23 protein-coding genes are annotated in these 25,017 nt (G+C 59.8%); 13 read left to right on the forward strand and 10 right to left on the reverse strand.

Annotated features, from left to right (window positions below; all coding sequences use genetic code 11):
* Positions 1-1,367: 1,367 nt before the first annotated feature.
* From FV228_RS01970 to FV228_RS02020, 11 genes are all read left to right on the forward strand, one after another.
* Positions 1,368-2,975 carry an HAD-IIIC family phosphatase gene (locus tag FV228_RS01970; RefSeq protein WP_147853058.1) on the forward strand — a complete coding sequence of 536 codons (1,608 nt, stop codon included), beginning with the start codon at positions 1,368-1,370 and terminating at the stop codon, positions 2,973-2,975.
* A 25-nt stretch (positions 2,976-3,000) separates the two neighbouring features.
* Positions 3,001-3,270, forward strand: coding sequence for a hypothetical protein (locus tag FV228_RS01975; RefSeq protein WP_147853059.1), 270 nt, complete (start codon positions 3,001-3,003; stop codon positions 3,268-3,270).
* The gene (locus FV228_RS01980; RefSeq protein ID WP_147853060.1) at positions 3,263-4,303 is read left to right on the forward strand and encodes a ketoacyl-ACP synthase III; all 1,041 of its coding nucleotides are present in this window, start codon (positions 3,263-3,265) and stop codon (positions 4,301-4,303) included. Before FV228_RS01975 ends, FV228_RS01980 begins: the two co-directional genes overlap by 8 nt.
* Positions 4,300-4,527 (forward strand): hypothetical protein, encoded by a 228-nt coding sequence (locus FV228_RS01985; RefSeq protein WP_147853061.1) that lies wholly within the window; start codon positions 4,300-4,302, stop codon positions 4,525-4,527. Before FV228_RS01980 ends, FV228_RS01985 begins: the two co-directional genes overlap by 4 nt.
* 3 nt (positions 4,528-4,530) lie before the next feature.
* Complete coding sequence (locus FV228_RS01990; RefSeq protein WP_147853062.1) at positions 4,531-5,253, forward strand: SDR family oxidoreductase; 723 nt, start codon at positions 4,531-4,533, stop codon at positions 5,251-5,253.
* The gene (locus tag FV228_RS01995) at positions 5,250-5,885 is read left to right on the forward strand and encodes an acetyltransferase (RefSeq protein ID WP_147853063.1); all 636 of its coding nucleotides are present in this window, start codon (positions 5,250-5,252) and stop codon (positions 5,883-5,885) included. Before FV228_RS01990 ends, FV228_RS01995 begins: the two co-directional genes overlap by 4 nt.
* A gap of 535 nt (positions 5,886-6,420) precedes the next feature.
* A complete protein-coding gene (locus tag FV228_RS02000) occupies positions 6,421-6,837 on the forward strand; it encodes a hypothetical protein (RefSeq protein ID WP_147853064.1) in 417 nt (138 codons plus the stop codon).
* Positions 6,838-7,043: 206 nt separating this feature from the next.
* Positions 7,044-9,440: a glycosyltransferase gene (locus FV228_RS02005; RefSeq protein WP_147853065.1), complete on the forward strand. Its 2,397-nt coding sequence runs from the start codon at positions 7,044-7,046 to the stop codon at positions 9,438-9,440.
* Between the two features lie 388 nt (positions 9,441-9,828).
* Positions 9,829-10,512 carry a hypothetical protein gene (locus tag FV228_RS02010; RefSeq protein WP_246693798.1) on the forward strand — a complete coding sequence of 228 codons (684 nt, stop codon included), beginning with the start codon at positions 9,829-9,831 and terminating at the stop codon, positions 10,510-10,512.
* On the forward strand, positions 10,509-11,546 hold the full coding sequence (locus FV228_RS02015; protein WP_147853066.1) for an NAD-dependent epimerase/dehydratase family protein: 1,038 nt from the start codon (positions 10,509-10,511) through the stop codon (positions 11,544-11,546). The genes FV228_RS02010 and FV228_RS02015 overlap by 4 nt, the downstream gene beginning before the upstream one ends.
* A gap of 128 nt (positions 11,547-11,674) precedes the next feature.
* A complete protein-coding gene (locus FV228_RS02020) occupies positions 11,675-12,349 on the forward strand; it encodes a DedA family protein (RefSeq protein ID WP_147853067.1) in 675 nt (224 codons plus the stop codon).
* Between the two features lie 153 nt (positions 12,350-12,502).
* Here the strand turns inward: FV228_RS02020 and FV228_RS02025 are convergent, their stop codons facing one another.
* From FV228_RS02025 to FV228_RS02055, 7 genes are all read right to left on the reverse strand, one after another.
* Entirely contained in the window at positions 12,503-14,155 is a 1,653-nt protein-coding gene (locus FV228_RS02025) for an SGNH/GDSL hydrolase family protein (protein ID WP_147853068.1), read from the reverse strand.
* Positions 14,156-14,175: 20 nt separating this feature from the next.
* Complete coding sequence (locus FV228_RS02030; RefSeq protein WP_147853069.1) at positions 14,176-15,420, reverse strand: discoidin domain-containing protein; 1,245 nt, start codon at positions 15,418-15,420, stop codon at positions 14,176-14,178.
* Between the two features lie 228 nt (positions 15,421-15,648).
* Positions 15,649-15,978 (reverse strand): hypothetical protein, encoded by a 330-nt coding sequence (locus FV228_RS02035; protein ID WP_147853070.1) that lies wholly within the window; start codon positions 15,976-15,978, stop codon positions 15,649-15,651.
* Complete coding sequence (locus FV228_RS02040; protein ID WP_147853071.1) at positions 15,978-16,706, reverse strand: glycosyltransferase family 2 protein; 729 nt, start codon at positions 16,704-16,706, stop codon at positions 15,978-15,980. The genes FV228_RS02035 and FV228_RS02040 overlap by 1 nt, the downstream gene beginning before the upstream one ends.
* Positions 16,703-17,332 carry an HAD family phosphatase gene (locus tag FV228_RS02045; RefSeq protein WP_147853072.1) on the reverse strand — a complete coding sequence of 210 codons (630 nt, stop codon included), beginning with the start codon at positions 17,330-17,332 and terminating at the stop codon, positions 16,703-16,705. The genes FV228_RS02040 and FV228_RS02045 overlap by 4 nt, the downstream gene beginning before the upstream one ends.
* Positions 17,329-17,937, reverse strand: a complete 609-nt coding sequence (locus tag FV228_RS02050) for a phosphodiesterase (RefSeq protein ID WP_147853073.1) — start codon at positions 17,935-17,937, stop codon at positions 17,329-17,331. Before FV228_RS02050 ends, FV228_RS02045 begins: the two co-directional genes overlap by 4 nt.
* Positions 17,934-18,683, reverse strand: a complete 750-nt coding sequence (locus tag FV228_RS02055; RefSeq protein ID WP_147853074.1) for a glycosyltransferase family 2 protein — start codon at positions 18,681-18,683, stop codon at positions 17,934-17,936. Before FV228_RS02055 ends, FV228_RS02050 begins: the two co-directional genes overlap by 4 nt.
* 787 nt (positions 18,684-19,470) lie before the next feature.
* On the opposite strand from FV228_RS02055, the gene FV228_RS02060 reads away from it, so the two are divergent.
* The gene (locus FV228_RS02060) at positions 19,471-21,309 is read left to right on the forward strand and encodes a hypothetical protein (protein WP_147853075.1); all 1,839 of its coding nucleotides are present in this window, start codon (positions 19,471-19,473) and stop codon (positions 21,307-21,309) included.
* Between the two features lie 210 nt (positions 21,310-21,519).
* Here FV228_RS02060 and FV228_RS02065 read toward each other — a convergent pair whose 3' ends face one another.
* Complete coding sequence (locus FV228_RS02065; protein WP_147853076.1) at positions 21,520-22,917, reverse strand: discoidin domain-containing protein; 1,398 nt, start codon at positions 22,915-22,917, stop codon at positions 21,520-21,522.
* Between the two features lie 351 nt (positions 22,918-23,268).
* Here FV228_RS02065 and FV228_RS02070 point away from each other — a divergent pair, with 351 nt between their 5' ends.
* Positions 23,269-23,868, forward strand: a complete 600-nt coding sequence (locus tag FV228_RS02070) for an acyltransferase (RefSeq protein WP_147853077.1) — start codon at positions 23,269-23,271, stop codon at positions 23,866-23,868.
* Between the two features lie 453 nt (positions 23,869-24,321).
* Here the strand turns inward: FV228_RS02070 and FV228_RS02075 are convergent, their stop codons facing one another.
* Positions 24,322-24,549: a DUF1127 domain-containing protein gene (locus tag FV228_RS02075; protein ID WP_147853078.1), complete on the reverse strand. Its 228-nt coding sequence runs from the start codon at positions 24,547-24,549 to the stop codon at positions 24,322-24,324.
* A gap of 83 nt (positions 24,550-24,632) precedes the next feature.
* Positions 24,633-25,017: helix-turn-helix transcriptional regulator (locus FV228_RS02080; RefSeq protein WP_147853079.1), on the reverse strand; the 385-nt coding region annotated here is incomplete at its 5' end.

Consider the following 25,017-nt stretch of genomic DNA (forward strand, 5'->3'; position numbering starts at 1 on the left):
GTAACGATCCGTTCGACCCGGTCACCTGGCTGTTGAGTCTTAGAGGCCAGGATCGCCATGCCGGCGAAGGCCGCGTTCGAGTTCCTGCACGCGATGTGGTATCAGCCTTGATCGCTCCAAGCAGGTAGCTCGGCTGATCTCCATGCGCTCCTTGATGCTCGCCGCCTCCCTCCTGGTGCTACCAGTCCCCGCCTCAGCGCTGTGCCGTTGCTCATGCGTTCAGGGGGTGATGAGGCCGATATGTCAGCCGACCGACTTGATTGTGCCGATCTGTCAGGGACTGTGCGAGACTGAGATCCGGCCTGAGCGGGTCGTGACACCTTTGGCCGGCGGTCGCCCGGCATTCGAGCCGGTCTTGCCGTCCAATCCGGCGCCGCGCTCACTCGCACCACCCGAGGAGCAATTAGAGACCAACCCGAACGGACAGATCTTGGGTACGCCGAGCCAACTCTCCGGCAGCGTCGGTTCGAGCCTCTCGGGGAGCGGAGCTTCAAGCCTTTCAGGAGGCGCTGGAGCGAGCGGGCGGTGACCTGAGATGGCAACCGTTTCCGAGCGTTGGTCCAATTGCAATGCGCTGCGGCGTCGCAAACGGCGAAGGGTCTCGCGATACGTTGTGCCGTGCTTTAGTGAGCGTAGGCCAGCTGTCGATCGGGTGGTCCGCGCGCGATAATCCAAACCCGTAACGCTGACACGATGATCGACGGCCCCGCGGGATATCTGAGAAAGTCCGTGGTTCGTTCGCTCTATCGCTCTATCGTGACGAGCCAATCTCGGCGGTAATCGCCGCGGTAGATTACATGCGCCCGGTCGCCGAACGAGGCCGCGAACTGGCGAGCTTCGAACTCATCCGTGAAAATTTCAAAGATCCGGCTCATCCGATATCTCCACGAACTACGATCCCTATCATAATGTTGATGATGTGAGGGATGTTCCGGTCGGACTCCGATCGGGCGGAATCCAGGGTAGCGGGCTGGCGTTAACCGACTCCAGATCCCGCCATCGCCCTCGGGTTGGCCCAAGCTCGGTATAGTCTCGGCCCGGGTGCAAACGGGCCCGCGCGGACACTTTTGCCACCTCGATCGAGGGTCAGGTCGGTGGGCTGGGGATCCCCAGACTGCCGCGCCGGTCCTCCCCGACGTCGGTTCAAGGCTTTGCGGCCGAGGTGACACGCGCGCTGTGCGCGCACCGACCGGTGATATCGGCGGGGGTACGGTCCAGCCACGCGATACGGTCCGTCGATCCTGCGCCCATGACTTGCTTTATGCGGTCGGATCTCGCAAGAGATCGACCCTCGGAACATGCAAGAGGGCTGGTCGGCCGCCGGAGGGCGGGCATGCGCGCGTGCGTGTGGAGATCGGTATCGCAAGATGACTACGGCGCGCGCTCTGTCGCTCGGCTTTGTCGGCAACGTCGTCACAAATCCATTTTCAAAGGTCGCGGCCGGTCTCACGGGTCTCGCCACGGTCGCGTGCGAGCACTTCCCCATCGGCCAGATCGAGCACGTGCTGACGGGTGCGACCGCCGTCGACGTGCTCATCGTCCATCTCGATCACCGCTGGTTCTTCGCTACGGCGCCGGACGCGGACGGCGTCGCCCGCGCGGAGAGCCTCGCGGCGATGGTCCGGGACCGATTGGATCGATCGCCCGGGACCGTGATCCTCAACACCGTCCCGTTCGTGCCGACCTCCCCGATCGAGAGCGATCTGCATGAGCGGATTGAGACCCTCGGGCGCGTCAACGCCGTCCTGTTCGCCCTCGCCAGGGAGAACGACCGGGTCAGCGTGATCGACGCCGCGGGCGCCCTGGCCATGCTCGGCTTCGCCGCCGCTTTTCGCGAGCGCAATCGGTATCTCTATCAGATGCCGTACGCCCCGGCGGCCGTCGAGGCTCTCACCGCACGCTACGGCGACGCGGTGGCGGTGCGGCTGCGGGCCCGGCGCAAGGTGATCGTCGTCGATGCCGACAACACGCTGTGGGGCGGGGTGGTCGGCGAAGATGGCGTGGACAACCTCGAGGTCGATGACGATTATCCTGGCATCATTCACACTCAGTTCCAGCGTCAGCTGCTTCGGCTCAAGAGCCTTGGTATCCTCCTGTGTGCGGTGACCAAGAACAACGACGAGGATTTTCGCGCGGTATTCGAGCGTAGGGTGATGCCTTTATCGCTCGATGACTTCGTCGCTTATCGCAGCAACTGGTCGGAGAAGAGTGAGAACATTCAAGCCCTCGCGCAGAACCTCAACCTCGGTCTCGACAGCTTCGTTTTTATCGACGACAATCCCTTCGAGATCGAGGAGGTGCGTGCCCGCTTGCCGGGCGTCGAATGCGTTTTGTTCGACCGCACCAAGCCGGAACACGCGCTCACGCTTCTCGATTCCCTAACCTCGTTGCGCGCCCGCCACGTGACCGCCGAGGACCTGTCCAAAACGGAGCAGTACCGGGACGAGGCACAGCGGGCCGAACTGCAGCGGGCCGCACCCTCGATGGCCGAGTATCTCGCCTCCCTGGATATCCGTTTGCACATCGCCCGCAACAATGTCGGGACCTTGCGGCGGGTCACGCAGCTCGCCAACAAGACCAACCAGTTCAACCTCACCACGCGCCGCTATACCGAGGACGAGGTGACCACCGCCATGAAAGAGGGCAGCGTCTACGCCGCGCGCGTCCTCGACCGCTTCGGCGATATGGGCGTCGTCGGCGTGGTGATCGTCCGCGACGGTGAGATCGAGACGTTCCTGATGAGCTGTCGCGCGCTGGGCCGGCGCATCGAGAGCCATGTTCTCGCCCATGTCTGCCGCCAGGAGGGCAACCCCGCCTTGCGGGCGCGCTATCGCCCGAGCGCGAAGAACCGCATGGTCGCGAATTTCTACGACGAGAACGGCTTCGAGCCCGTCACCGCGGGGCCGGAGGGCACAGAGTATCGGCTGACGCGAGGACCGGATGACACCGCCTACATCCCCATTGTCACCGAGTGAGCGCCCGGGGGAGCGCGAGGCCGTCGTGGCGGCCACCCGCGCGACCTTGGCCCGATTGGCCCAGATGTGGGGGCGCCCGGAGTTTATGGACCCTGCGGCGGAGGACGATCTGTTCTCTCACCTCGACTCGTTTGCCATAGTCGAGTTGCTGATGGAGACGGAATCGGAGATCGAGCGGGCGGTGGGACGCTACGTGCCCCTCGCCAGCGAGAGCATCCTCGACGCCGAGAAATCACCGCTGCTCCGCTTCCAGGGGTGGACGGACTACGTCGCCGGTATGGTCGCTCATGGCTGAGATGCGGTTCACGCACGCGAGCCTCGCGGGGGTCGTCACTACGGTCGGCGGTCGCACGCTCGCCTTCGATGATGAAGCGGCCGGCCTCGGGATGCGGGCGGACGAGGCCGAGCGGCTGAAGCGGTCAATGGGGTTTGCGACCCGAAACGTCGTCGTCCGCGACGACACCACCACGTCCGACTTGTGTCTCAATTCGACCCGGGCGCTCCTGCGCGGGCTCGACCTCCAACCCGGCGATATCGACGGCTTGATCTTCGTCACGCAGACACCGGATTATAGTTCGCCCTCGACGGCGATCGCGATGCAGCATCGGCTCGGCATGCGCACCGATACGCTCTGCTTCGACGTCAGTCTGGGCTGCAGCGGTTTCGTCTACGGTCTGTCGATCGCCTACAGCCTTGTCCAATCCGGGCTCAACCGCGTTCTGCTCTGCGTCGGCGACGTGTCGAGCCGGATGGTGGCGCGCGATGACCGCGCGATCACCCCGATCATGGGGGATGCTGGTGCCGCCGCCCTGGTCGAACGTCGAGAGGCTGAGAGCGTCTTTCAGTTGAACAGCGACGGCTCGGGCGAGAAGGCTCTGTTCATCCCCCACAGCGGCCTCCGCGCCGATCCCGAGGATGCGGATAAACCCCCGACGCTGTTTATGGATGGAGCGCAAGTCTTCAATTTTACTTTGAAGCGAGTGCCGGCGCTGATCAACGACATCCTTACCGCCGCCGACGTCAGGCCGGACGACATTGATTATTTCGTGTTGCACCAGCCGAACAAATACATCCTAAAGAATTTGCAGCGTCGCTTAAATCTGGACGATAGCCGGCTACCGACGGGCACGCAGTCGGTCTACGGCAATCAGAGTTCCGCCTCGATCCCGGGCACGATTTCAGGGTTCCTGTCCGAACCGTTCTCCAATCGTCCCCTGCGTACGATATTGGCGGGCTTCGGCGTGGGTTTGAGCTGGGGGGCCTGCGCGATCCGGACCGAGCGGATCTTCGCTCCGCCGGTGCTGAAGTTCGAGGAGATCGTCGGATGACTGAAGCCGCATTTCTAGATGAACTCGGCGCCATCCTCGATCAGCCCGGCCCGCTCGCCCGCGGACAGAAGCTCGGCGAGATCGAGACCTTCGATTCACTCGGGGTGCTCAACATCATGGCGCTGTTGGATACCCTAGGCTTGGAGATTGAGCCGGTGCGGATCTCCGAGGCGAACACCACTGATGACCTCCTGGCCCTCGCCGGCCAGAAGCTGCAGGGTTGATCGGTGTCCGACACGGGCGGGCATATCCTGGTCGTCGGTGCCAGCAGTGGCGTCGGCCGGGCGGTCGCCGAGCGCTTGCTCGGCACCGTGCAGGTGACGGCCCTGGGGCGCCGCGCGGATCGGTTGGCGGAACTCGCCGCCGCGGGTGCGGCAGCCGTGTCGTGCGATGTGATGGACTTGGCCTCGATCGGTGGGGTGATCGAGGCTGCCGTCGCTGAGCGAGGCTTGCTGACCGGGCTCGTCTATTGCGCCGGTATCCAGGTCATCAAGCCGATGCGCAGCCTCACCGTTGAGGAGGTCGAACGAGTCTACCGCACCAACCTCGTCGCGCCGACGCTGTTTGGGGCGGCATTCGCCAGCGCCCGGGTGTCGACGCGCGACAGCGTGTTCTGTGCGGTCAGCTCGATCGCCGCGCAACGACCCGAGCCGGCGATCGTACCGTATGCGGCGTCGAAGGCGGGGCTCGACGCGCTGATCAAGGGGCTCGCGCGCGAGCTCGCGCCCCGTAGGGCGGTCGGGGTCGCCCCCGGCTGGCTCGATACCGAGATGACGCAGGCTTACGGCCGTCTCTACAGCCCGGCCTTTCGTGAGGAGCTCGATAAGCGCAGTCCCGTCGGTATAGCGACCGTCGAAGCGGTGGTCGACGCAGTCGCGTTCTTGCTATCCCCGCAGGCTCGCTACGTCACCGGCGAGATCCTGCGCGTGGATGGGGGAGCCGTGCTGTGACCGACGGGACCAAGCGACTCGCTCTGATCGGCGGCGGGGGATTCTCGAAAGAGATCGCCGAGGTCGCGCGGATGAAAGGCTATGCCGTAGAAGCGACCTATTCGAGCCAGCCGACGGCGCAAGTCGGACGATACCGCGGCTACCTCGACGAATTGTTGGCGGATCGGGCGGAATTCGTCGGCGTAGCACTGGCGGTGGGGGGCGTGAGTTCCGCAGCGCTCGCGGCGCGCGCCGAGATCATCGCATGGCTCGACCGTCACTCCATTCCATGCCCGGCGCTGATATCACCGCGCGCGCTCGTATGTGACGGGGCCACGATCGGCGCGGGGACGTTCGTCGCTCACGGTGTGAACGTCAGCGTCGACGCGCGGATCGGTCGCTTCTGCGTGCTCAACACCTCTGCGATCGTCGGCCACGATGCGGTGATCGGCGATAACGCGACGATTTCGCCGGGGGCCTTCATCGGCGGTCGCTGTCAGATCGGCGAAGCGTGTTTGGTCGGCCCCTTGGCGAAAGTTCTCCAGGGATTAAAGGTCGGCACCGGTGCCATGATCGGCATGGGCTGTAATGTGTTGAGGAATGTTCCAGACCGCGCTTCGGTTTGGCCGAAGCCCGATATCATCTCGCCGTGACGTCCGCCCGATGGACGAAAGGGTCACCTCGCCCAACCGATGGGATTGCGCCGCGGGATCTGCGCGCACGCCGGTCGCAGCTCGACGTTCGAGCGGACGACAACACCCCAACGTCGCATTGGACGACGGCCGGATTTCTCGAGCTCCTCGATCGAGCGCGCGCGTTCATGCGCGGGCGGTGATCGGCCGCGGTCACCCTTGGAGACCTCTCGAGCCTGAGCTGCCGAGCGCGCCGCGCTGCACGTGGTCGACCGGCGGCAAGTGTGCCAGAGGCGCCTCGAACTCCGCCGAGCTGCGACTCAATTTGGACGAGCGTATTAGTTATGATGCGCGCACTTTGACCAAGCGAATATTGTCAATCTCGTGTTGAGATATTTACAAATCGCGCGCTCACCCCAGGGTTGACCGAGGCGAGAGGCAGACGTATCACCCCGGATGCAAGGGGATCATACCGATTTGATTGTTCCGGTAGCCCCCGGCGATGCGGCGTTGAGGTGAGCGTCGTAGGGCGACGAGATTACAGACGGAGTGGTTCTTGAGCGACGACGTCGAGACGCTGCGGACTGCGCTGAGTGACACGCAAGCCAGGCTGAGCGAGGCGCAGGGCGAGCTCGCGCGCCTGGTACGGATGGCGGAGGCTGATCTCCAGCGGCGGAGGCCCGGAGAGCAATCCAGCGTCGTCGCCGCGTCCGTCCGCCGGCCCGCCGCGAAGGATGTCGCGGCCCGCATCGCGCAGCTCGTACATCTCTATCGCGAGGCCGCGTCCGCGGCGCCGGATCACGCACCGGTCGTCACGGAAGCGATGATGCTGCAATGGCTCGAGGCCTCGGGCCTGTTCGACCGGCAATTCTATCTCAGCTGCAACGGTGATGTGGCGAATGCCGGTGCCGATCCGGCTCTGCATTATTATAACCACGGCCATGCGGAAGCTCGGCCGCCATGCGCACTCTGATCGTCGAGATGCCTCCGCACGCCGGATCGATGGTGCGATACCGCTCTGTCTGAAGCGGTCTCGGCACCGAAGGGTCGGCGAAATCTCAAAGGCTTATGGGCGGTTCGGGAGCTTTTGCGCTGTCAGCCTGCCCGGCTGCGATGGACGGGCAAACCGTCGCCCTGTAGCGCGGCAGCCCGCCGGGATACGAGCTAAGGACACGATCGATGCAGAACCCTGCCGGACAGGCCGCACCGGCTCCCCCCACCGCTTCGTCGTCCTGGGAGTCGTGGCAGCACGATTTCTCGACGATCTATCGCAGTGGTTTGTTCGACCACGGTTGGTATGCCACGCGCTACCCCGATGTCGGGTTGACCGATCTTTCCCCACTCGAACATTACGTCAAATACGGTGCCCGCCTAGGTCGGCGTCCGCGTGCCGACTTTGACGTCGCGATGAGTGACGTGGTCGATGAGACGTTCGTCAACCCGTTCGCCGCGTGGATCCTGGAGACTGTCGAGGCCCAAGGCTCGTCAATAGAATCGAAGCCGGCCGTGTCGGTTGTGTGCATCACATACAATCAGGTACGATTCATACGACAGACGCTCGACAGCATCCTGACGCAAGTCGCAAATTTCACCTACGAGCTTCTCGTCGGCGACGACCGGTCGACGGATGGAACTGCGGAAATCATCGCGGAGTATGCGGCGCGCTACCCGAACCTCGTCGCGATCCTGCGACCGGAAAATATCGGTGTTAATAAGAATCTCGCCGATCTACTGGCCCGCGCGTCCGGCGAATACGTGGCCTTGTGTGAGGGGGACGATTACTGGACCGATCCCGATAAGCTTCAGCGTCAGTTCGACTTCATGCGTGAGCGGCCGGAATATACGGTCTGCTTTCACCCGGTCAAGGTCGTCTATGATGACATTCCGGGCGTCGAGGAATTCTATCCGGAAAACCCCAATCCGCGCCCGTCTCTGTCGGATCTGATCGCGCACAACTTTATCCAGACGAACAGCGTGTTCTACAGATGGCGCTATCGACGCGACGAGGCGCTGCAGATTGGCGTGGGGATCGCGCCCGCAGATTGGTACATCCACCTCATGCACGCCGAAGTAGGCCGGATCGGCTTCCTTCCGGACGTGATGGCGGTGTATCGCAAGCATGCCACCGGGATGTGGGCGGCGTTTGAAACCGAACTTGCGCGGCACAAGAAGCTCGGCAAAGCGGAGATAGAGTTCTTTCGTCAGTTGCGCGGTCATTTCGGCGGGCGTTATGCGGCCGATTACGAAGCTTCTCAGAAGCTCATATTTTGTCGCTTGGCGGAGGCGTATCTGAATGAGGAAGATCCCACGCGCCTCGCGCAACTGATCGGCGACCATCCCGATATTTCTGCGTCCGCTATAAACGATATGGGCTTCGATGCGGGTGCCCCACCGATTCACGATGCCGTTGCCCTTCGCGATTGGATAGAAGACCAACTGACGGTTAGCGTGGTCGTCACGTCCTACAATCACGCCTCTTATATCAGGCGGTGCCTCGACAGCGTGCTCGGACAACGCGGATTGTTCAAGTTGCAAGTCGTCGTCGGTGATGATGGCTCGACAGACGGGACGGCGGAGATCATCGAAGAGTATCGGACCCGTTATCCGGATCGCGTGATCGTGCGACCGCGCGACCGTAATCTCGGCATGTTGCATAATATGCGCGACTGTATCGATGCATGTACTGGTCGTTTCATCGCCTTCTGCGAGGGCGACGACTATTGGATCTCGGATCGAAAGATTGGCCTCCAGCTGCGCATGTTGCGCAATGATCGCGCGCTCGACATGTGCTTCAATTGGGTTTTGTTGCATTATGTCACGACCGGCGCGTACCAGCCCCACGGGGAACAGGGACGATACCCGACGGGCACCATCAGTTTCCCGGTTTTGGCCAATTCGCCGCTGACGGCCAATTTCTCCTGCTGCTTTTACCGTGCCGAAGCCCTCCGTCGCGTTCCGGCGTCATTCTATGAAAGCCAAGCGGGCGCCGACTGGCTATTGAATCTTCATGTCGCGGATAAAGGGCGCATCGCGTTCTTGCGCGAGATACTGTCGGTCTACACGATACAAACCAAAGGTCAGTGGTCTGGGTTAGATGAAGGCGTAAAAAACCTTCGCATCGGTCAGTATCAGAGGCAGTTTGCCAAAATTTTCGGTGAAGGTCGGGGCTTTGAAAAGTTCGAAGTCGGGTGCACGATCGCGGAACTCGGGGCAGAACTACCCGATACATTCGCTCGAGCTCACCTCGAGGGGCCGCAGGATCGAGTTTGGGCCGAGATCCGGGATGGGCAGGTCATCTTTACCGGGTGGGTTGTTGCGGCCAACCGCGCGAAAGTGACGCTGATCGTGGAAGTCGATGGCGAGGTCCATCGATATCCCGTCAACATGCATCGGCCAGATGTCATCGCCGCGGTTCTGGGCGATCTTCCGACGACCATGGAAGAGGCGCGGTGCGGATTCCAGTTCGGCCTCCCATACGCTCTACATCTCGAAGTGCTATTGCGGATCGAGATTGAGCACGAGGTTGCGCCTTGGCTGTCCATCATCCTGACGCACCGCGTTAAAAGAGCCGCCTAGTGTCGTATCGCTCCTCGCGTGGGTTTCGGATGACAAAGGTTCAGGCGCGAACACTGACGCCGGCTCGTGACTTTCGTCGCGGGGACACATGAATGGTTTGAACGGTGGTTCGGTGCCGTGATCGGCCAGCCGTACCGAATCGCCCCACGGCTCCGGCGAAGCGTGTGCGAGCGCGATGCTGGCGAGTGGTGGCATTTTTTGGTGCCGACGGACTTTAGTCCGGCGCGGTCACGATGGTACGCTCTTTCGTACGAGCCCGACGACCTGGAGTGACAGTATCTCTGCCATTGACGAGACCCCGCATGCGACGGTCGATCTCGATCGGTTCGCTCAAGTTACCACTCTCGCCGCTGGCATGCATCGGGGACGTGGAGGCGCTATGTGTGCGATGGAAGCCGTCGCCTTCATCGCTGGGGAGCCGATCTCGGATCGACCTGTGTGCGCCTCGCCCAACATCGCGGCGTTCATCCGTACTTGGAGCGACGGCCTGCCTCAGGCTGAGCGTGACGGTCTGATCCTCCCCTGGCTCCCGCGCCTGGTCGGCACACACGGTTCGGACGCGCTGGAGCGCCGGCGCATGGTCACGGTCGCAGATTGGCTCGTCCGCACCCACCTGCCGGCGTGGTTTCATCTTGCCAAGCTGAATGTCGAGGCGGACGAACTCGCTGATCTGCCCGAGTTGGAGGCCATCGGTGATCTTGCCAGCTTGTGCGATCACCTCAAACGCGCGCGCAAGCGGGCGGCGGTCGCGAATCTAACCCTGCGGCAGACCGGTTCCGCGGTTCGAGCGGCGGCCTGGGATGCCGCACAGCAGGCCGCCTGGGGCACCATCCGCGACGCGCTCGAGGCCGCGGGTCCGCTGATCCTCGCCGCCGGCTGGGATACCGCCTACGCGAGCGCCTACGCGGCGGCTCGGGCCTACGGGAAAGCACCCCTTGAGCCGACGCGCCGAACGCTCCAGGACACCGCCGTCGCCCTGGTCGAGCGCATGATCGCGATGCGCGAGGCGACCGCGGCTGAAGCGCCAGCTGCGTCGGCGCCGACTCCCGGCGGGACCGAGCGCCGACCATGATCGGCGCCGACGGGCATCACGGACCGCCTCTCAATCCCGCCGGATCCGGCTCGCCGATCTCCGCCCTGGCCGGGATTCGCTGCCTCGTGCTGGGCGGTTCGGGCTTTCTCGGGCTGAACCTGTGCAACCGCCTCGCGCAAGCGGGCGCCGAAGTCACCTGTTTCAGCCGCAGCCACCCGCAAGCCGAGGTCCTCGACCGGCGCGTCGCCCGGGTGACCGGACAGTTCTCCGACCGTCTCGCCATCGCCAACGCGGTCGAGCGGCAAGACGTGGTCTTCCATCTCATCGCTGGATCGATCCCGGAGAGTTCGAACCGGGACCCCTCCGCGGAACTCGCCGCCGCGCCGATCGCCACCCTACACCTGCTCGAGATCTGCCGCTCAGCTCGGATCAGGAAGGTGGTGTTCGCATCCTCCGGCGGTGCGATCTACGGGATCCCGCACGCCACGCCGATCCCGGAACAGGCGCCGACCGACCCGATCTCGGCCTACGGCATCAGCAAGCTGATGATCGAGAAGTCTCTCCATCTGTACCGGCATCTCCACGGGATCGAGTACCAGATCCTGCGGATCGCCAACCCGTACGGACGGTTCCAGCTCGGCAACAAGCATCAGGGCCTGATCGGCAACTACATCCACCGCGTGCTCACCGATCTACCACTCGAGGTCTGGGGCACCGGCGAGATCGTGCGCGATTTTTTGCACATCGACGATGTCAGCGACGCCTTCCTCAGCGCCATCGCGTATGACGGCCCGCACAAGGTGATGAATGTCGGCAGCGGTGCGGGCTTGAGCGTCAACCAGATCATCGCCGAGCTGGAGCTGGCCTTCGGGCGCCACCGCCTGCGCTGCCTCTACAAGCCGAGTCGTGCGGCTGATGTGCCGGCCAACGTCCTCGATACCGCGCTGATCCGGTCCGAACTCGGCTGGCGGCCCCGCGTCGCCCTGCGCGAGGGCCTCGTCGGCACTATCGCTTGGATGCGCGCTTACTTGGTGGAGATCCGAGCCGGCGGCCCGGGACCGTACCAGACCTGATCGGCACCAAGCTGCCAGGATCGCGTCCGGCTCGATGCGCCGCATCGGCAAAGTTTGATCCCATCGCCGCCTCGGAGAGGCCATGTTTCTCACCGACAGCGCATGTCTCCGATCCGCGAGGAGACCGCATGTCCTTCCTGCACGATCTGCCCATTGCCGACCTGATCGCCAATTACGGCTACATCGCCATCTTCGTCATCATCACCCTGGAGAGCGCCGGCCTGCCGCTTCCGGGCGAGACGGTCCTTCTCACCTCGGCGGCCTATGCCGGCAGCACCGGCAACCTGAGCATCGCCCTCGTGGTCGCGATCGCCGCGACCGCCGCGATCCTCGGCGACAATGCCGGCTACTGGGTCGGCCGCCGCTGGGGACTGCCCTTGCTCCTGCGCAAGGGTCATATGATCGGCCTCGATCACGGCCGGCTCAAGCTCGGCCAGTACCTGTTCCGCCGGCACGGCGGGAAGATCGTGTTCTTCGGCCGCTTCACCGCGATGCTGCGCGCCTACGCGGCGGTCCTCGCCGGCGTGAACAAGCTCGATGCCCGCCGCTTCATGTTCTTCAACGCCGTCGGCGGCGTCGCCTGGGCCTCGATCATGGGCTTCGGGGCGTATCTGTGCGGTCGCTCGATTGAGAACGTCATGGGCCCCGTGGGCCTCGCGCTCCTGGCCTTCGTGCTGTTGGGTGCCGTAGCCCTGTGGATGTTCATGCGCCGCCACGAGGCGCGCCTGATGGTCGATGCCGAGGCCGCGATCCCCGGCCCGCTGGTCGAGAGCTCGGTCGTACCGCACGCCGTGGCGGGATAAGCTACGCTCGCGCGGCTCAGTGAGAAGCCTTGTAAGCGTGTAGCGCAAGCGTCCAAATGATTCGGATAGGTCTTCGTCCGAATCATGAAAGCGTTTTTTGAACGATATCTCTGGGGCTAAGATTGCTACGCCGGTGCTGTCCCCGATCGTGCGCTATCGCTGTGCACCGCCCAGGAAACGCCGGACCCGCTCGAACGGCGTGTGAGGCCGGTCGAGCACCCGCGTCACCTCGGCCGCCAGCCGCGCAGCGACGATCTCGCGGGCCGGATCGTCATAGTGCACGATGTCGTAGAAGGTCCCCTCCTCCCGGTCCCGGAAAATCCCGCTGAGATCGAGCGCCGTGAAGGTGCTACGATAGGGCCGCCGCTCTGCGAGTCCGGCCGTGAACGCCTCCAGCTTGGCGTACTGGCGGTCGAGATAGGCGAGGAACGCCCCCGAGGCGACGCTCCGCTCCACCGCGGTGAGGTGGCGCTTGCGCAGCACGGTCGGCTGCAGCACGCTCACGATCGGCACGGCGTGATCGTGGGACAGCTTGGTCAGGCGGTGCGCGGCGAGCTGATAATGGTGGACGATCGCGTCCTCCCAGCCGGGCGTCTGCCAGCCCACCTCCGCGCGCAGCCGCTTCAGCTCCTCGTAGATCAGCGTCACCAGCGCGTCGTAGGACAGGCCGTCCTCGCGCGCCCGAGGGTCGTGGGTGTCGAAGAAGTGGTCGTAGAGCCGCTCGGTGATGAAGGCATTGTACGGGTAGCCGGGCCGCGGATCGTAGGTCCAGGGCTGGAACAGGTCGGTGCTGCCGCTCATCACCACGATCGCGTCGGGCCGGTAGCCGACGAGCCGCGACCAGATCAGATGGGTCATCTGCGTGAGGCAGCTCGACATCACGCCGAAATTGTAGACCCGCGCCGCGGCGAGCCCGTCCGCGCGCAGGATCCGCTCGAGGCGCCCCGGCAGGGTGTTGGCCAGGGTGCCGCCGTCGATGGTGGTCGAGTCGCCGACCACGAAGATCCGGGTCTCGCCGGGGGGCTTGTGCTCGGTGATGGCGGTGGCGTTGAGGAAGCCCTGGGCGTCGAACGGGACGCCGTAATGGCTCGCCCCCGGCTTGCCGGCGAACTGGATGTAGGGGCTCGGGTGGCGGGTGTTCGAGTCGAGATAACCGAAATGGTGCAGGAATTTGCGCCGGCGCGCGGCATCCTCGCTCTCGGGCGGCGCCCAGATCTGGTCGACGCCCGGCGCGGTGAGGGCGGCCAGCATCACGGCTTGGAGCGCGGCGTTGCCGGCGGCGTTTAAACGCACGCCGTCGTCGCTGAGATCGGGCCTGAGCGCGCCCGCGGCATTTGCCAGCACGGGATCGTGGTCGATGAAGCCGGCGCCGTATTCGTGCACGTGGTCGCGCAGCCACGCGTTCACCTGTGCGATGACTTCGAGGGGCCGCCCGGAAGCGGCGGGTGAGGCCGGGTCGACCGGCGGGATCGAGCCGACCCAGCTGCGCACGTAGAGGTCGCGGGTGTCGGCGAGCATCGCCCGGATCTCGGCCACGATGCCGTCGAGCGACACGCCCGGGGCGCCGCTTAGGATGTCGTCGCGGCCGCAGATCAGGTGTAGGCCCCGGGCGCCGTAGAGGGCGATCTCGGAGCGGAGCCGGCGCGCCATGTCCCGGGTTGTCTGGCCGGCGATCCCGCGCGGTACGGTCTGGGGGCCGGAGAAGGCCTGCGGCATCTGCGCCGTCCAGCCGGCCGTCACCGAGTCGCCGAAGAACAGGATCGGCCCGAACGGGAACAACGGCGTCTCGAATTTCGGCGTGTTCATGCCGTCGCGATCATGCTGCGTCAGTGAGCTGCGAAGATTTCGACGCCGTCGAGATGGAGATATTGCTCCTCGTCGAGATCGACCTTGAGATAGCGGAAGCAGGCGTTGTCGAAGCGAAGGTGGAGGGGCAACCCGGGATGACAATGGGCATCGACCGCGTCGAAGACGAGGCGGTAATCCTGCCCGGTTTCACTCAGCCAGACCCGCATCAGCTGCGCGCGCTCGCTGGGCTGCCCCCAACGGTTATAGATCCGAAGCTCCGCGACCCGCTCGACTGTGCCGAGGTCGAGCACGAACCATGGGTTCCGGTCCAGGCCTGTGTGGAAGAAGAACGACGGGTCGCCAGTCGTGCGCTCGCCATAAATGCCCGTCGTGCCAGACCACGGCGAGGCTGAGCTGGCGGTCCAAGTTTTGCCGAGCGCTAAGTTCTCAGAGGGGCGCGCCCAAACCAGGGCATCTCTCTCGAGCTCGTCGACCAGGGTTCTGATGCGCTTCGACGGCTCACGAAGCGCCGGGATCTCGAGATCAAGCTTGTAGATCAAGTTCGACAGGATGCTTTGATCGAAACGGTGGTCGATGAAGCCTTCGAGATCCGGGAGGCCAAGCTGATTGGGGATATCGGTGACGACGCGCGCATCGCTAGCGTAGCGCAGCCACTCAGCGACGAGGTGGCGGGTCTCGGGACCGACCATGAAGGCGATCCAAGACGCCTGGATCTGATCGACGTTCCAATAGCGCTCTGTGTCGCAGTCCATGAGCACGAAGCAGTCGCGCTTGGTCCAGACGCGCTGTGGTCGCCCGTGCAGGACGCCCACCGCAACCCGACGTCCGGACTCCGAGAGCCATGTTAGGAGCGGCGCGATCGGCGGAAGAGGGTCGTCGCCCACTGCCTGCATGCCGGTATCACTGAAGACGAGGAAATCGCCGTCGCGGCGCGCCTCGAGAGCTTGCGCGATGATGTAGGGCTTCCAAGCCCAATTCCCGGCTCCCCGTGATCGATCGAGAATCTCCGTGTGCTGACGGTAGAACGATGTTCCACGCAATCGGTCAGGCGACCAACTCTCGATCGTATCAAAATCACCCGTGGCCGCCGCCGCGGCTACCAGGCGACGCTGGCTTTCGACGTAGTGATACTTCGCAGCGAAACTGACCAAAGTTTTATGGCGCGGGCGCAACTGACGGCGCTGCATCATCAAAACTTCGGCGCGGTGCATCGCAAAGGCGTTAACGCGAAGGGCCTCCGGCGCCTTGTCATCCCTGGCCAAACCGGTCCTCCTGTAAAGCAGCTGGAGGCTTCTCCCCGACTTTTGCGTCTCGGGCAAGGCGAACGTCAAGCCGAGCGGTGATGTCGGCATACCACCGCTCCAACCGCTCCATCGAGACGAAACCCAAGCAAAATCTAGGTATTAAACTACTTCGATATACAAAAAGACGTTCTTTCATTCAAGCACAGGATGGTCGAATATTAAAGCGAGTGATGGTCGCGGCAAGGATTACTCACCGTCCACCAAAAACTTATCATCGGGGGCGGATGGGATTTTAACGACGGCAGTAACTGCGTCCGATAATGCTTCGAACGATGTCGCTTCGCCCGGCTCGATTGTAATGATGTCACCAGACTCCCAAATCCGATCGAACATCCGTATCCTACCAGATACGACCAACGTCAATTCAGTCGCGACCTTGTGATAATGTTTGCTCTCCCGCGCGCCAGCAGGATACGTTTTCAGGCCGACTTCAAAAGCCGAGCTTTGAACTACGACCGGCGTGAAGTTCCCAACGAACCAGCCACCCTTCATATTCTCAAGACGGTGATGTTTCATTAGGCCGGTCCGCTTTCCGTGAGTTGCTCGTAATTGCTGAGCTGCCGCGACGATTTGATCGGCATATAGGCATCTCGTGCGAGGCTGATGGTCCGTATCACCTTTTGACGCAGGATCAGCTCATTCAAGGCGGGGGCGACGTAAAATAGGCCATTCACATGCGCATCCTTGAGTACCATCGTCTGAAGAGCTTCGAAGAACTCACCCGCCCGGCGCAGCCAGTAGAAGCCAGCATTGGCGTTTCGACTGATCGGACGCTTTTCTGCGATTTCCAAGACGTGATCGGCAGCGTCAGTTCGCACGAACGAGTATCGCGGGTGCAACGACTCGAAGGTGAGCAAGCCACCATCGGCGCCGCTCGATCGGAAGCCCGCGACGACCTCAGCGAAATCTACGTTGATCTGATCGGTCGCGTTAACGATGATCAATTCCTCCTCGGGCTGAATGTGATCGATGGCGAGCAAGGCGGTACATGCAGCTCCAGCCGTAGACCTCTTTATCTCAACGATCTTCGAGTTTGAAGAAATTAACCGCACGATGTCTTGGACGTGATGTCGAGCATTGTCGCCGGCGCGCACACAAACGATAAAACGGCTGGGGTTGAGCGGTGCGAGCGCGTTCATCTGGCGCTCTAACATCAGCTGGCCGTCTACCTCTGACAACCAAACCGGGTATGGGTCATCGTCTTTCTGTGCATCTTCCCCGGCAGCCAAGATCAAAATATTCATGGCGTAGCTGTCCGGATCTCTTCAATACGACGATCAATATTAGCCAAGGTGACGTCGGCCGGAGTCTGGACGATCAGAAGGTGCGCGCCCGATGCTCGAGCTGCCCTGATTCCGTGGTCATTATCTTCGAGGATCAGAGTTTCATGCGGCAGAACGTCGAGGCGATGCATGGCAGCATGATAAATTTCGGGATCGGGTTTCGCTTTGGTGACATCCTCGTTGGATAGCATCACCTCGAGATGCGTGGTCAGATTGGCCCTATCCATCATCACAGCAACCGAGGCTCGAACGGAATTGGAAGCCACAGCGAGCTTGACGCCGCGAGCCCTGAGGCGTGCCAATGCAAATTCGTGCGCGAAGGTCGGGCGGCAGCGCGTGTTAACAATCTCGAGGGTGTAGGACTGCTTCAGTTTGTTCAAAAAGCTATGAAGTTCTTTCGGCAGATTCTCGGTCGCGGTGAGCAGCTCCAGTTTCCGGCGCGTCGGCAAACCGTCGAAGGTGGTGAGATGATCCGCACGGCTGATCTCCATACCAAAGAGCCGCAACGCCCGGTTTAACGCTTCGAAATGCCAATCCCGGGCGTCGATCAGGACGCCATCCATATCGAAGATGATAGCCCTAATCATTGATCAATCATCTGACTAGCTTGATCTGGATAATCCGTACAGAGGGTTACGTCGCCAGGAACCGCCGCCAGCCAATCCCAGACAAAGCGCGGGTCACGTCCGTGAAGCTCGGGAGACACCACGCAAACCGCCTTGCCGGCCATAAGATGGCGCTCGATCACGGGTGCTTCAAACCAATCACTCCGCATGCCATCGAGCCAAACGCCCGAAGCTTCTCGATACAGGATGGGATCCGGCTCTATATCGCTGTGACGTGTGTAGAACGGTACGCCGGCCGTAGCATACCGAAACGCTTCCGGCCCGGACATATCGAACGCGAACCATGGAATATCGCGCTGTCGCATCGAATCAGCCAGGGCTGGCCCCAGGCCGTCCGCCTTCACGTTAACCGCGAGTGGCAAGCGAGTTCCCGTGAAGAGATCGAGAAGATGCTCCCAAGGCAGAGCGTCTCGCATGGGCGGATCGTGGGAGACGACGAGTTGACCGAATAGATCGCGAATGTCTGTTTCGGTTCCGTAGCCACCTTCTATCGACCGTTGAAATGCTGGGACAGAATTTTTCTCGGCCGGTTGAAGCCACCAGCCGCGATGGCTGAGGATTTTCATAATCCAGCAGCCCTTCTCGATAACGGAAGGCTTAGAAAAAGCTCCAGGTCGACGGGAGTGCCCAAACCATACATACCGTCCGCCTCACGCCCGATGTTCACGATCCCGATATCAGATCCAGCTTCGATCAGCTCTTCGTAAACAGGCGCAACGTAAAACTCTCCATTGACACGCTTGTCCGCCGCAATCATCCGCCTAGCAGCTGTGACGAAATCTTTTCCGTTTCTGAAATTGTAAATTCCGACCGTCGCCTCGTTTGAAATCACTTGCTTCTCAACGACACGGGTAACGCAACCGTCGTCACCTAGGCCAACAAAAGACCATTTCGGATCGTCCGCCGTCATAGTCATGATCAATCCATCCAAGCTTTTTGCATCACCGTATTCTAAGTAACTATCAATACTATAGTCGATGTACTGATCGCTGTTGGCGATCATCAAAGAGTCGCTGGTGATATAGTCTTCGGCCAACAAGACTGTGCAAGCGGCGCCCTCGGTAACGGACTCGATCTCGACCAAAGCGGAGCCGGGAGCCCAACTCGCGAGCTTCGCCGCTAAGCCGTAAGAACGGACATGGTCGCCCTGGCATATAAAAATGAATCGGTGAGGGCGGCTCGGTCGCAGGTTGTCGATCACAACCTTTATCATCGGAATACCGTGCAGCGGGATCAACGGCTTAGGTTGAGCGTACCCGACGGAAGCGAAACGGCTGCCTCGCCCGGCCATCGGTATGACGATATTCAGCATGGTCTTATCAGCTTGTTCAGTGAGCGGCCAATGCCGTGCGCGGTGGCGCCATAAGCGATCTGGTCAACTCGCACAAGCTGAGCAGGTTCTGGAGCTTGACCAGCGGCGGCGCTTGCGGCAGCGCCAGTTCGACGGCACACCGGCTATCGGCCGCGCGTCCGTTTTGATGCCTCGAACTGCTGCCTGACCCACGGACAACCGAAGCTGCTACCGTAGGGACGAGCCCGCATCTGCAGCTTGCGTGAGCTGATGAGACCGCGGCGTGAGTCTCCGTAGGCGGTATGCTTCTTCCCTGCCAAAATCTGTGCCAAGGCGGGGTTAGCCATAGTGTGATAGCTGATCCTCCTGGGCATCGGCTTTAAGTCGAAAGCTGTGCCACCTGCGACACTCGAGATCGGAGCTCAAGATGCGGCCAAAGGTCGATCAACCGCTCAAAGCCGGTGCCGACGAACCTGATCGAACAAGCGGAGAGTGCGATCTGCCAATGAGTTGCTTGGGCGACTGGGGGGCCATGGCGCTGTTTCGACGTCCTGAAGTTCTGGCCACTCATCTATGGGAAACAGCACGATCTAACGGCTGCCTGTCGAACTAAAGATGCCCACGCGTTGAACGCTCAGATTCAAAGCTCATAGCTGGAGCGACAGATTACATGCTCAACGCATCGACTGCACGGCTGACGAATTATTGCGCTGATTCTATCTTTAAGTATTGTGGATCAAAGCGCCGACCAATCGGATATAGAACTCTCAGGGTAACGTTGCGGCGCTGTCCGCCACAATTCACGAGAATGCTTACTGCGGCACTCAATCGAATGCTGTCAGATCAATTGCGCCAAGGCCTGTCCACAATCGAGCTCGAACGGCTGGCTGCTATCTATGGCCTATTCCCAGACAATGCTGATCTTACTGCGCTGATACTTAAGCTCAATGTCTATCCGGAGACCAACGTCCAAATTGTTGAGCATCTCCTCGAGCGAGCAACCTTTGCGGCTCAGTCTCGACCAGACATCAAACTTATGAGACTTTTTTATCTCGGCAAATCCGGGTCAAGCTTATTCTCTTTAAATTTGTATAGAGATATTGAATTTACGAAAATCCGTCATGACCTCGTTTTATTAGACATCTGGAGGATATGCACGATAAAGTGCATCGTAGAGCTGCCTGAATACTACACGGATTTTTGTTTGGATGATTTCATTGCATATGTGAGTGTCGAGACCGATCCGAACGTTCTCTATTCGGTTTTGTATGCGCTTTCAAACCAGCACGCACTTAGCATTGAGCTCTCAGTTGTTGCGGACGCCCTATCCCAGGTCACATTCGATAAATCCGTAGAGTGTTTTGCTGTAACGTATTTTTTCCTTACATCCTTCGGCTTTGGCGCGCAGGCAAAGCGATTGGAGAAAAGTTATAAGCAACAATTAGATGCAGCCACTCATCCGCTGTATATTAAAGCGATGGCAGCGCCACAGGATGTTTCATTTAGTACCTCTCCGCCACAAAACTTCGAGCCGTTCGGCTCGTTGAATCTGCGCATTGATTGGATATGGAAAGACACGGCGCTTCAAGCTCTGGAAATAAAAACAAGGCTCGACAAACATGCCAGATCGGCGCCATCTTTTCCAAGCGGCATTAAAAATCGAAAACATCTATTAGTCGCGTTTTTCGGACAGATGCGCTTTGCCGACGCGACACTTTCAGCCATATCAGAATGGGTCCTGAGAGATTTCGAAGAGGACGATGTCGACGTAAAAATCACTTTCGGTATTTCGACATGGAAAAGAACCGGCGCGAAAATATTTCTTTTAAACGATCACATTGATACGATTGCGGGATTTCTACCCGGTGTCGTGTTGCGCGCTTTGAAAGACTACGGTTGTTGTACTTTATCTGACGTCGCTGTTATTTGTCCTCGTGTAGTGCGCAAGATCTTGGAGAGCAACGATTCCAAGAGCGAGGTGGATTTTGGGCATTTGAAGTCAATGCTGGTTAACGAGGTTTACACGACTGTCTCAGATGAGTGTGAATTCATGTCGGCTCTGGGCGGCGACATATCAAGCTCGTGCGATGCGGATACGCACCTCCTGAATCAAGGGCGCATGATCACGAGGATTGGTGCCGTTCGGGACATATTGGCAGATGTCGACCGAGAGCAGGGCGTTGTCACACACGTGCTGTTTATTCGGCCAGATTTGTGCGATCTCAGCGGTTCGATCGCATCGGTATTCCGACAGATGGACGGTCAAACGAATTGGGCGGTCGTGGATGAAGATTTTTATGCCCAAGTTGTCGAAGGGGTTGGCGACCGATACATCCTGTGCGATCGTCCGGCTGCCAACACGATTTTAAACATTGATAAAAAAACCGCCGATGTTTTTAGCGGGAATTCACCCGAGCTTAATTTATACAAACAGAGGTTATTGCCACATCGAATGCTGCGTACGGTTTTATTTGAGGGGTGCGTTCATACATATACCGTCTCAAGATCAGCGATCGGGTGGAACCTGTTCCGCGGTAACCTAACTGCCCTGATGCTCGAGCCAGAGCTTTCGGCAGATGCCAATGAAATAAAAGATTTGCATCTCAGAACAGAGATATTGGCTGGTATTTCTTCTTTGCGAAATTGATGGAAGCCCCCTCCATTTGTCGGTGTTTCGAGCTTGAAGCCACTCGAGGAGTGAGGCTTACAATGCGCAATCAATCCCGCGCTTATTTGTTTAATAAGCAGGTGATACCACAGATAGAATTTCTTGAAGCCTCGTTCTACTTTAGTCAAACAAAAATGACCCGGTGAAGTAAGTTTGCGGCGATGCGGCACCAGAAGGCTTAGGTGTTGCTCATTTGACTTGATCGTCAAACGCGAGGTTCTCAATTTTATAATCGATCATCAGTTTCCGCCGCGATGGTGAATTGTCCCATTCTCCAACTTTGGTGTACTCTCCGGCCACATCAAGGACTTCGACGATCTTGCCGATGGTTGGAATTCCTCGGAAATGTTGCGGCCATCCAGAAGCGAAAAAGAACACTTGTTCTACGCGCTCGGAGAGATGACAAACCCCCGGGCCGAATGTGCCGAGTCCGAACACTAAATAGCGACCATTCGCCAATGCCGCCACGTCGTCTGCCAGTGTTCCGCTCTGTGTTGTAAGGGGGATATTGATCTCGGAGATGTACGACTCCAACGCTGCAATGACTGGATTGAGGCGGTTTTCAAAAACCATTTTAATGGACGAAATACGTCGTTCTGCAAGAAGGCGCTGAATTACGAGTTTGTAGAACGCCAGGGGCGGTTGGGGGTAATGAGGCGCAACCCACGTGCTAAATATGTCGCCGGACCGAATATGGATCAACAGTTGATCGCTCGGCTTCTCTAAAAACCTAGGCGGCAGACGATTGAACAGCGGGTGAATATAGTTTGTGATGATATGGCGCGATTCTTTCTGCTCAAGATCGCGTGATAGTTTTTGAACTTTGACATCGAAGAACATTCCCGATAAAAAATAGCCGTCGTCGGGAAGTGCATCTTTCGATGGTATGAAGGTGATGCCGCCGATATCGCGGGGCTGAGTTAGATCTAAAACTTCACTCCTGTCCATAATCGAAAGTTTAATGTATTTGAGATTGAGTGCTCGGCAGATGCCGATGGCTAATAGGCATTGAATTATAAAGTTGCCGAAAGCTCCATTCTCGTATAGATCGATGCCGACGAGCGACAAGCCTTTCTGGTTCGGGTTGCTTAGTAACCTATAAGCTCTGTACACATCGAGACCTGGCCGTTCAGACACGATGTCAAAATCGGCGTCGAGGAGTCTGCGCAGTGCGATTAAGTCGAAACTCGAGCGCTCACACCAGACCTGAGAAATACTGCCCGCGTTCTGCCTTAGGTTCCCGACCGCCAGCCGTATATAGCGCGTCCAACTTGTCTCCCCTGGATTGACCCGGATCGACAGCGCGCCATCCTCACCCTCGGGCTGCGGGACGATGTCTGGCTGCGACCAGGTCTCACCGTCTTCCGAGAAAGTGACGTCATCGTTAAACGCCGATTGTCCAACAATCCGGTTCGGCAGATCGATTTGAATGGAATGGATGGGAAAACGTACGCCGAGATCGATTTGCAACCAAAAAGTGGTTGCGCTTATTTCGGACCACAAGGTGCCGTCCTGATTGGCGGCCAGCCATGACCTTCCTTGCGTAAGGTCGATTAGATTTTGACGGTAAACGGGTCCCGCTGACATCAATGTGCGTTCCGTGCCTTTCCACCTTAAGCCCAGTCAACAATTAGGAACTCAGGTGTTTGGGGGGGGCAAACCTCTTACCACAAACGCGATCGCTTTCGCGGATAGGTCTGCGTCCGTGGAATGGTGCGATCCGAGCTTTTGTCTCGCCGTAGGGGTGTCTTTACGGTAGCGAGCCAAACGCGTCGAGGGGGAACGGCTATGCGGTCCGGTGAAGCGGTGTCGGATGGACAAGGCTCACGAACGGATGCGATATTGGCGCGGCCATCGGTAGATTCTAGCGCTCGGTCCCTCGGGACAGTGTCATCGATGTGGCTCACGCCTGCTTCTATAAGATGAGATCGAACGAGCATGCCAATCAAGATCGTTGACCTTGGTCACAATAATCAAATCGATACGTCGGACGATTTTCTTGACAGTCAAAATGGAACGATTTTTTTTGAGCGCGATAATAGTCATGTGATTATCGGAAAGAACTCCAACAGCGACGATATCTATCTTCATTGTGGTTCAGATGCCGTTGTTCATATCGGCGATCATGTTCGTTTAGCCAAGGCTAGAATGCATATCGTTGCTCCAACAAAATTGATCGTAGCTGAATTTACATCGTTCGTTGGTAATGCTCAGATATCCACCCATGAGGCTGCGGAGATTACTTTCGGACATAACTGTCTTATTGCAGATGAGGTTACCGTTTCCGTTAGTGATATGCATTCAGTGATAGATCTGGAGACCGGTGCCCGTATCAATCCCGCGCGGCCAATCATGTTTGGTCATCGCGTTTGGATCGGCGCGAGATCGACGGTTTTGAAAGGCACGACGATCGGCGATGGATCTTTCATCGGTGCTCATTCTCTGGTGCGTGGAACGTTTCCAGCCAATGTCATGGCCGCGGGCGTGCCAGCTAAAGTAATTCGATCGAATGTTACTTGGCGGACAGAGCTGCTTTGATAATACCTTCTCTCGGATAATTAGGGCGGTCTATCTCTATGTCGATGTCTTAGATGTTGGTTATTTGAAGCTTTTCATGCGGTTTGACGAGGGTATCGAATGGACTCGTGGCTACGCAACCTCGGTGAGCAGATGACGCTTGTTCGTTTCTATAGGGGAACAGAGTCCGGATCCGCGCCCGATCCCGAAAACCTCCGTCCGCGCGGAATTGCGGTTAACGTCATTGATCGGACGTTTTATTATCTTGATAATCAGGGCAAGCTTGCTCAATGGAACGCTTCAGCGATGCCTGATGATCTGTGGGATCGGTTCGCAAATGGGTTCGAGGTAAAATCTAATATCTAGCATCGCTCAATGGTACGCGGCGACGGTGAATGAAAGCTCGGCGTTTGATCGATCGGACCGAGCTCCCACTATTGAAGGTTGCTGTACCGCTTGTCGCGCAAGGAGCTGTCAGCCGAGGTTCGGTCTGAGCATTGCAGACTGCATCACAACTAGCGCCCGACTTGTTCTTATACCCGGTGCTGCCGGGTGGCTGCAGCCGGCGTCGCAGAACGCGCGCAGGGTGCGTCGGTCCAGACCGATATCGCACAGCGCGTCGTCGTCGAGCGCCGAGAGGACGCGGTAGGTCCGCGCAGCCGCGCGCCGGGCCTGGATGGATCTCAAGATCGAGACGAGCATGTCGCGCTCTCTTCCGCCGTGAATATTGATGTGATGTCGATATTCGACGGATGTGAGCGTCGTTTTATTCTAATTTAAGCGCATCACTCATTTGAGTAATGCTGCGTTGAAAATCGATTCGGCTGCGGATACGCTTCCGCTGTGGCCGGGACGGGGAGCGGGCACAGCAGGAGCAGGCGCATCAGCTCGGCCTGCCGGTTGGTGCCGGTCTTCTCGAACAGGCGGCGCAGATGTGCGCGCGCCGTGTGCAGGGTGATCCGGCGCCGGGCCGCGCTCGCCGCGAGGTCGTGCCCGGCCAGGATGTCGGTGGCGAGCGCCGCCTCGGCCGGCGTGAAGCCGAACAGGTCCTGCAGCACCCCCGGGTCCGGCAGCGGGGCGGCGGCGGGGTCGATGACGCGCAGCAGCACCCCGTTGCCGGGGATCGGGCAGGCGGCGATCAGCAGCGTGCCGCCCTCCCCGGCCAGGCGA

The organism is Methylobacterium sp. WL18, assembly GCF_008040015.1.
GTDB lineage: Bacteria > Pseudomonadota > Alphaproteobacteria > Rhizobiales > Beijerinckiaceae > Methylobacterium > Methylobacterium mesophilicum.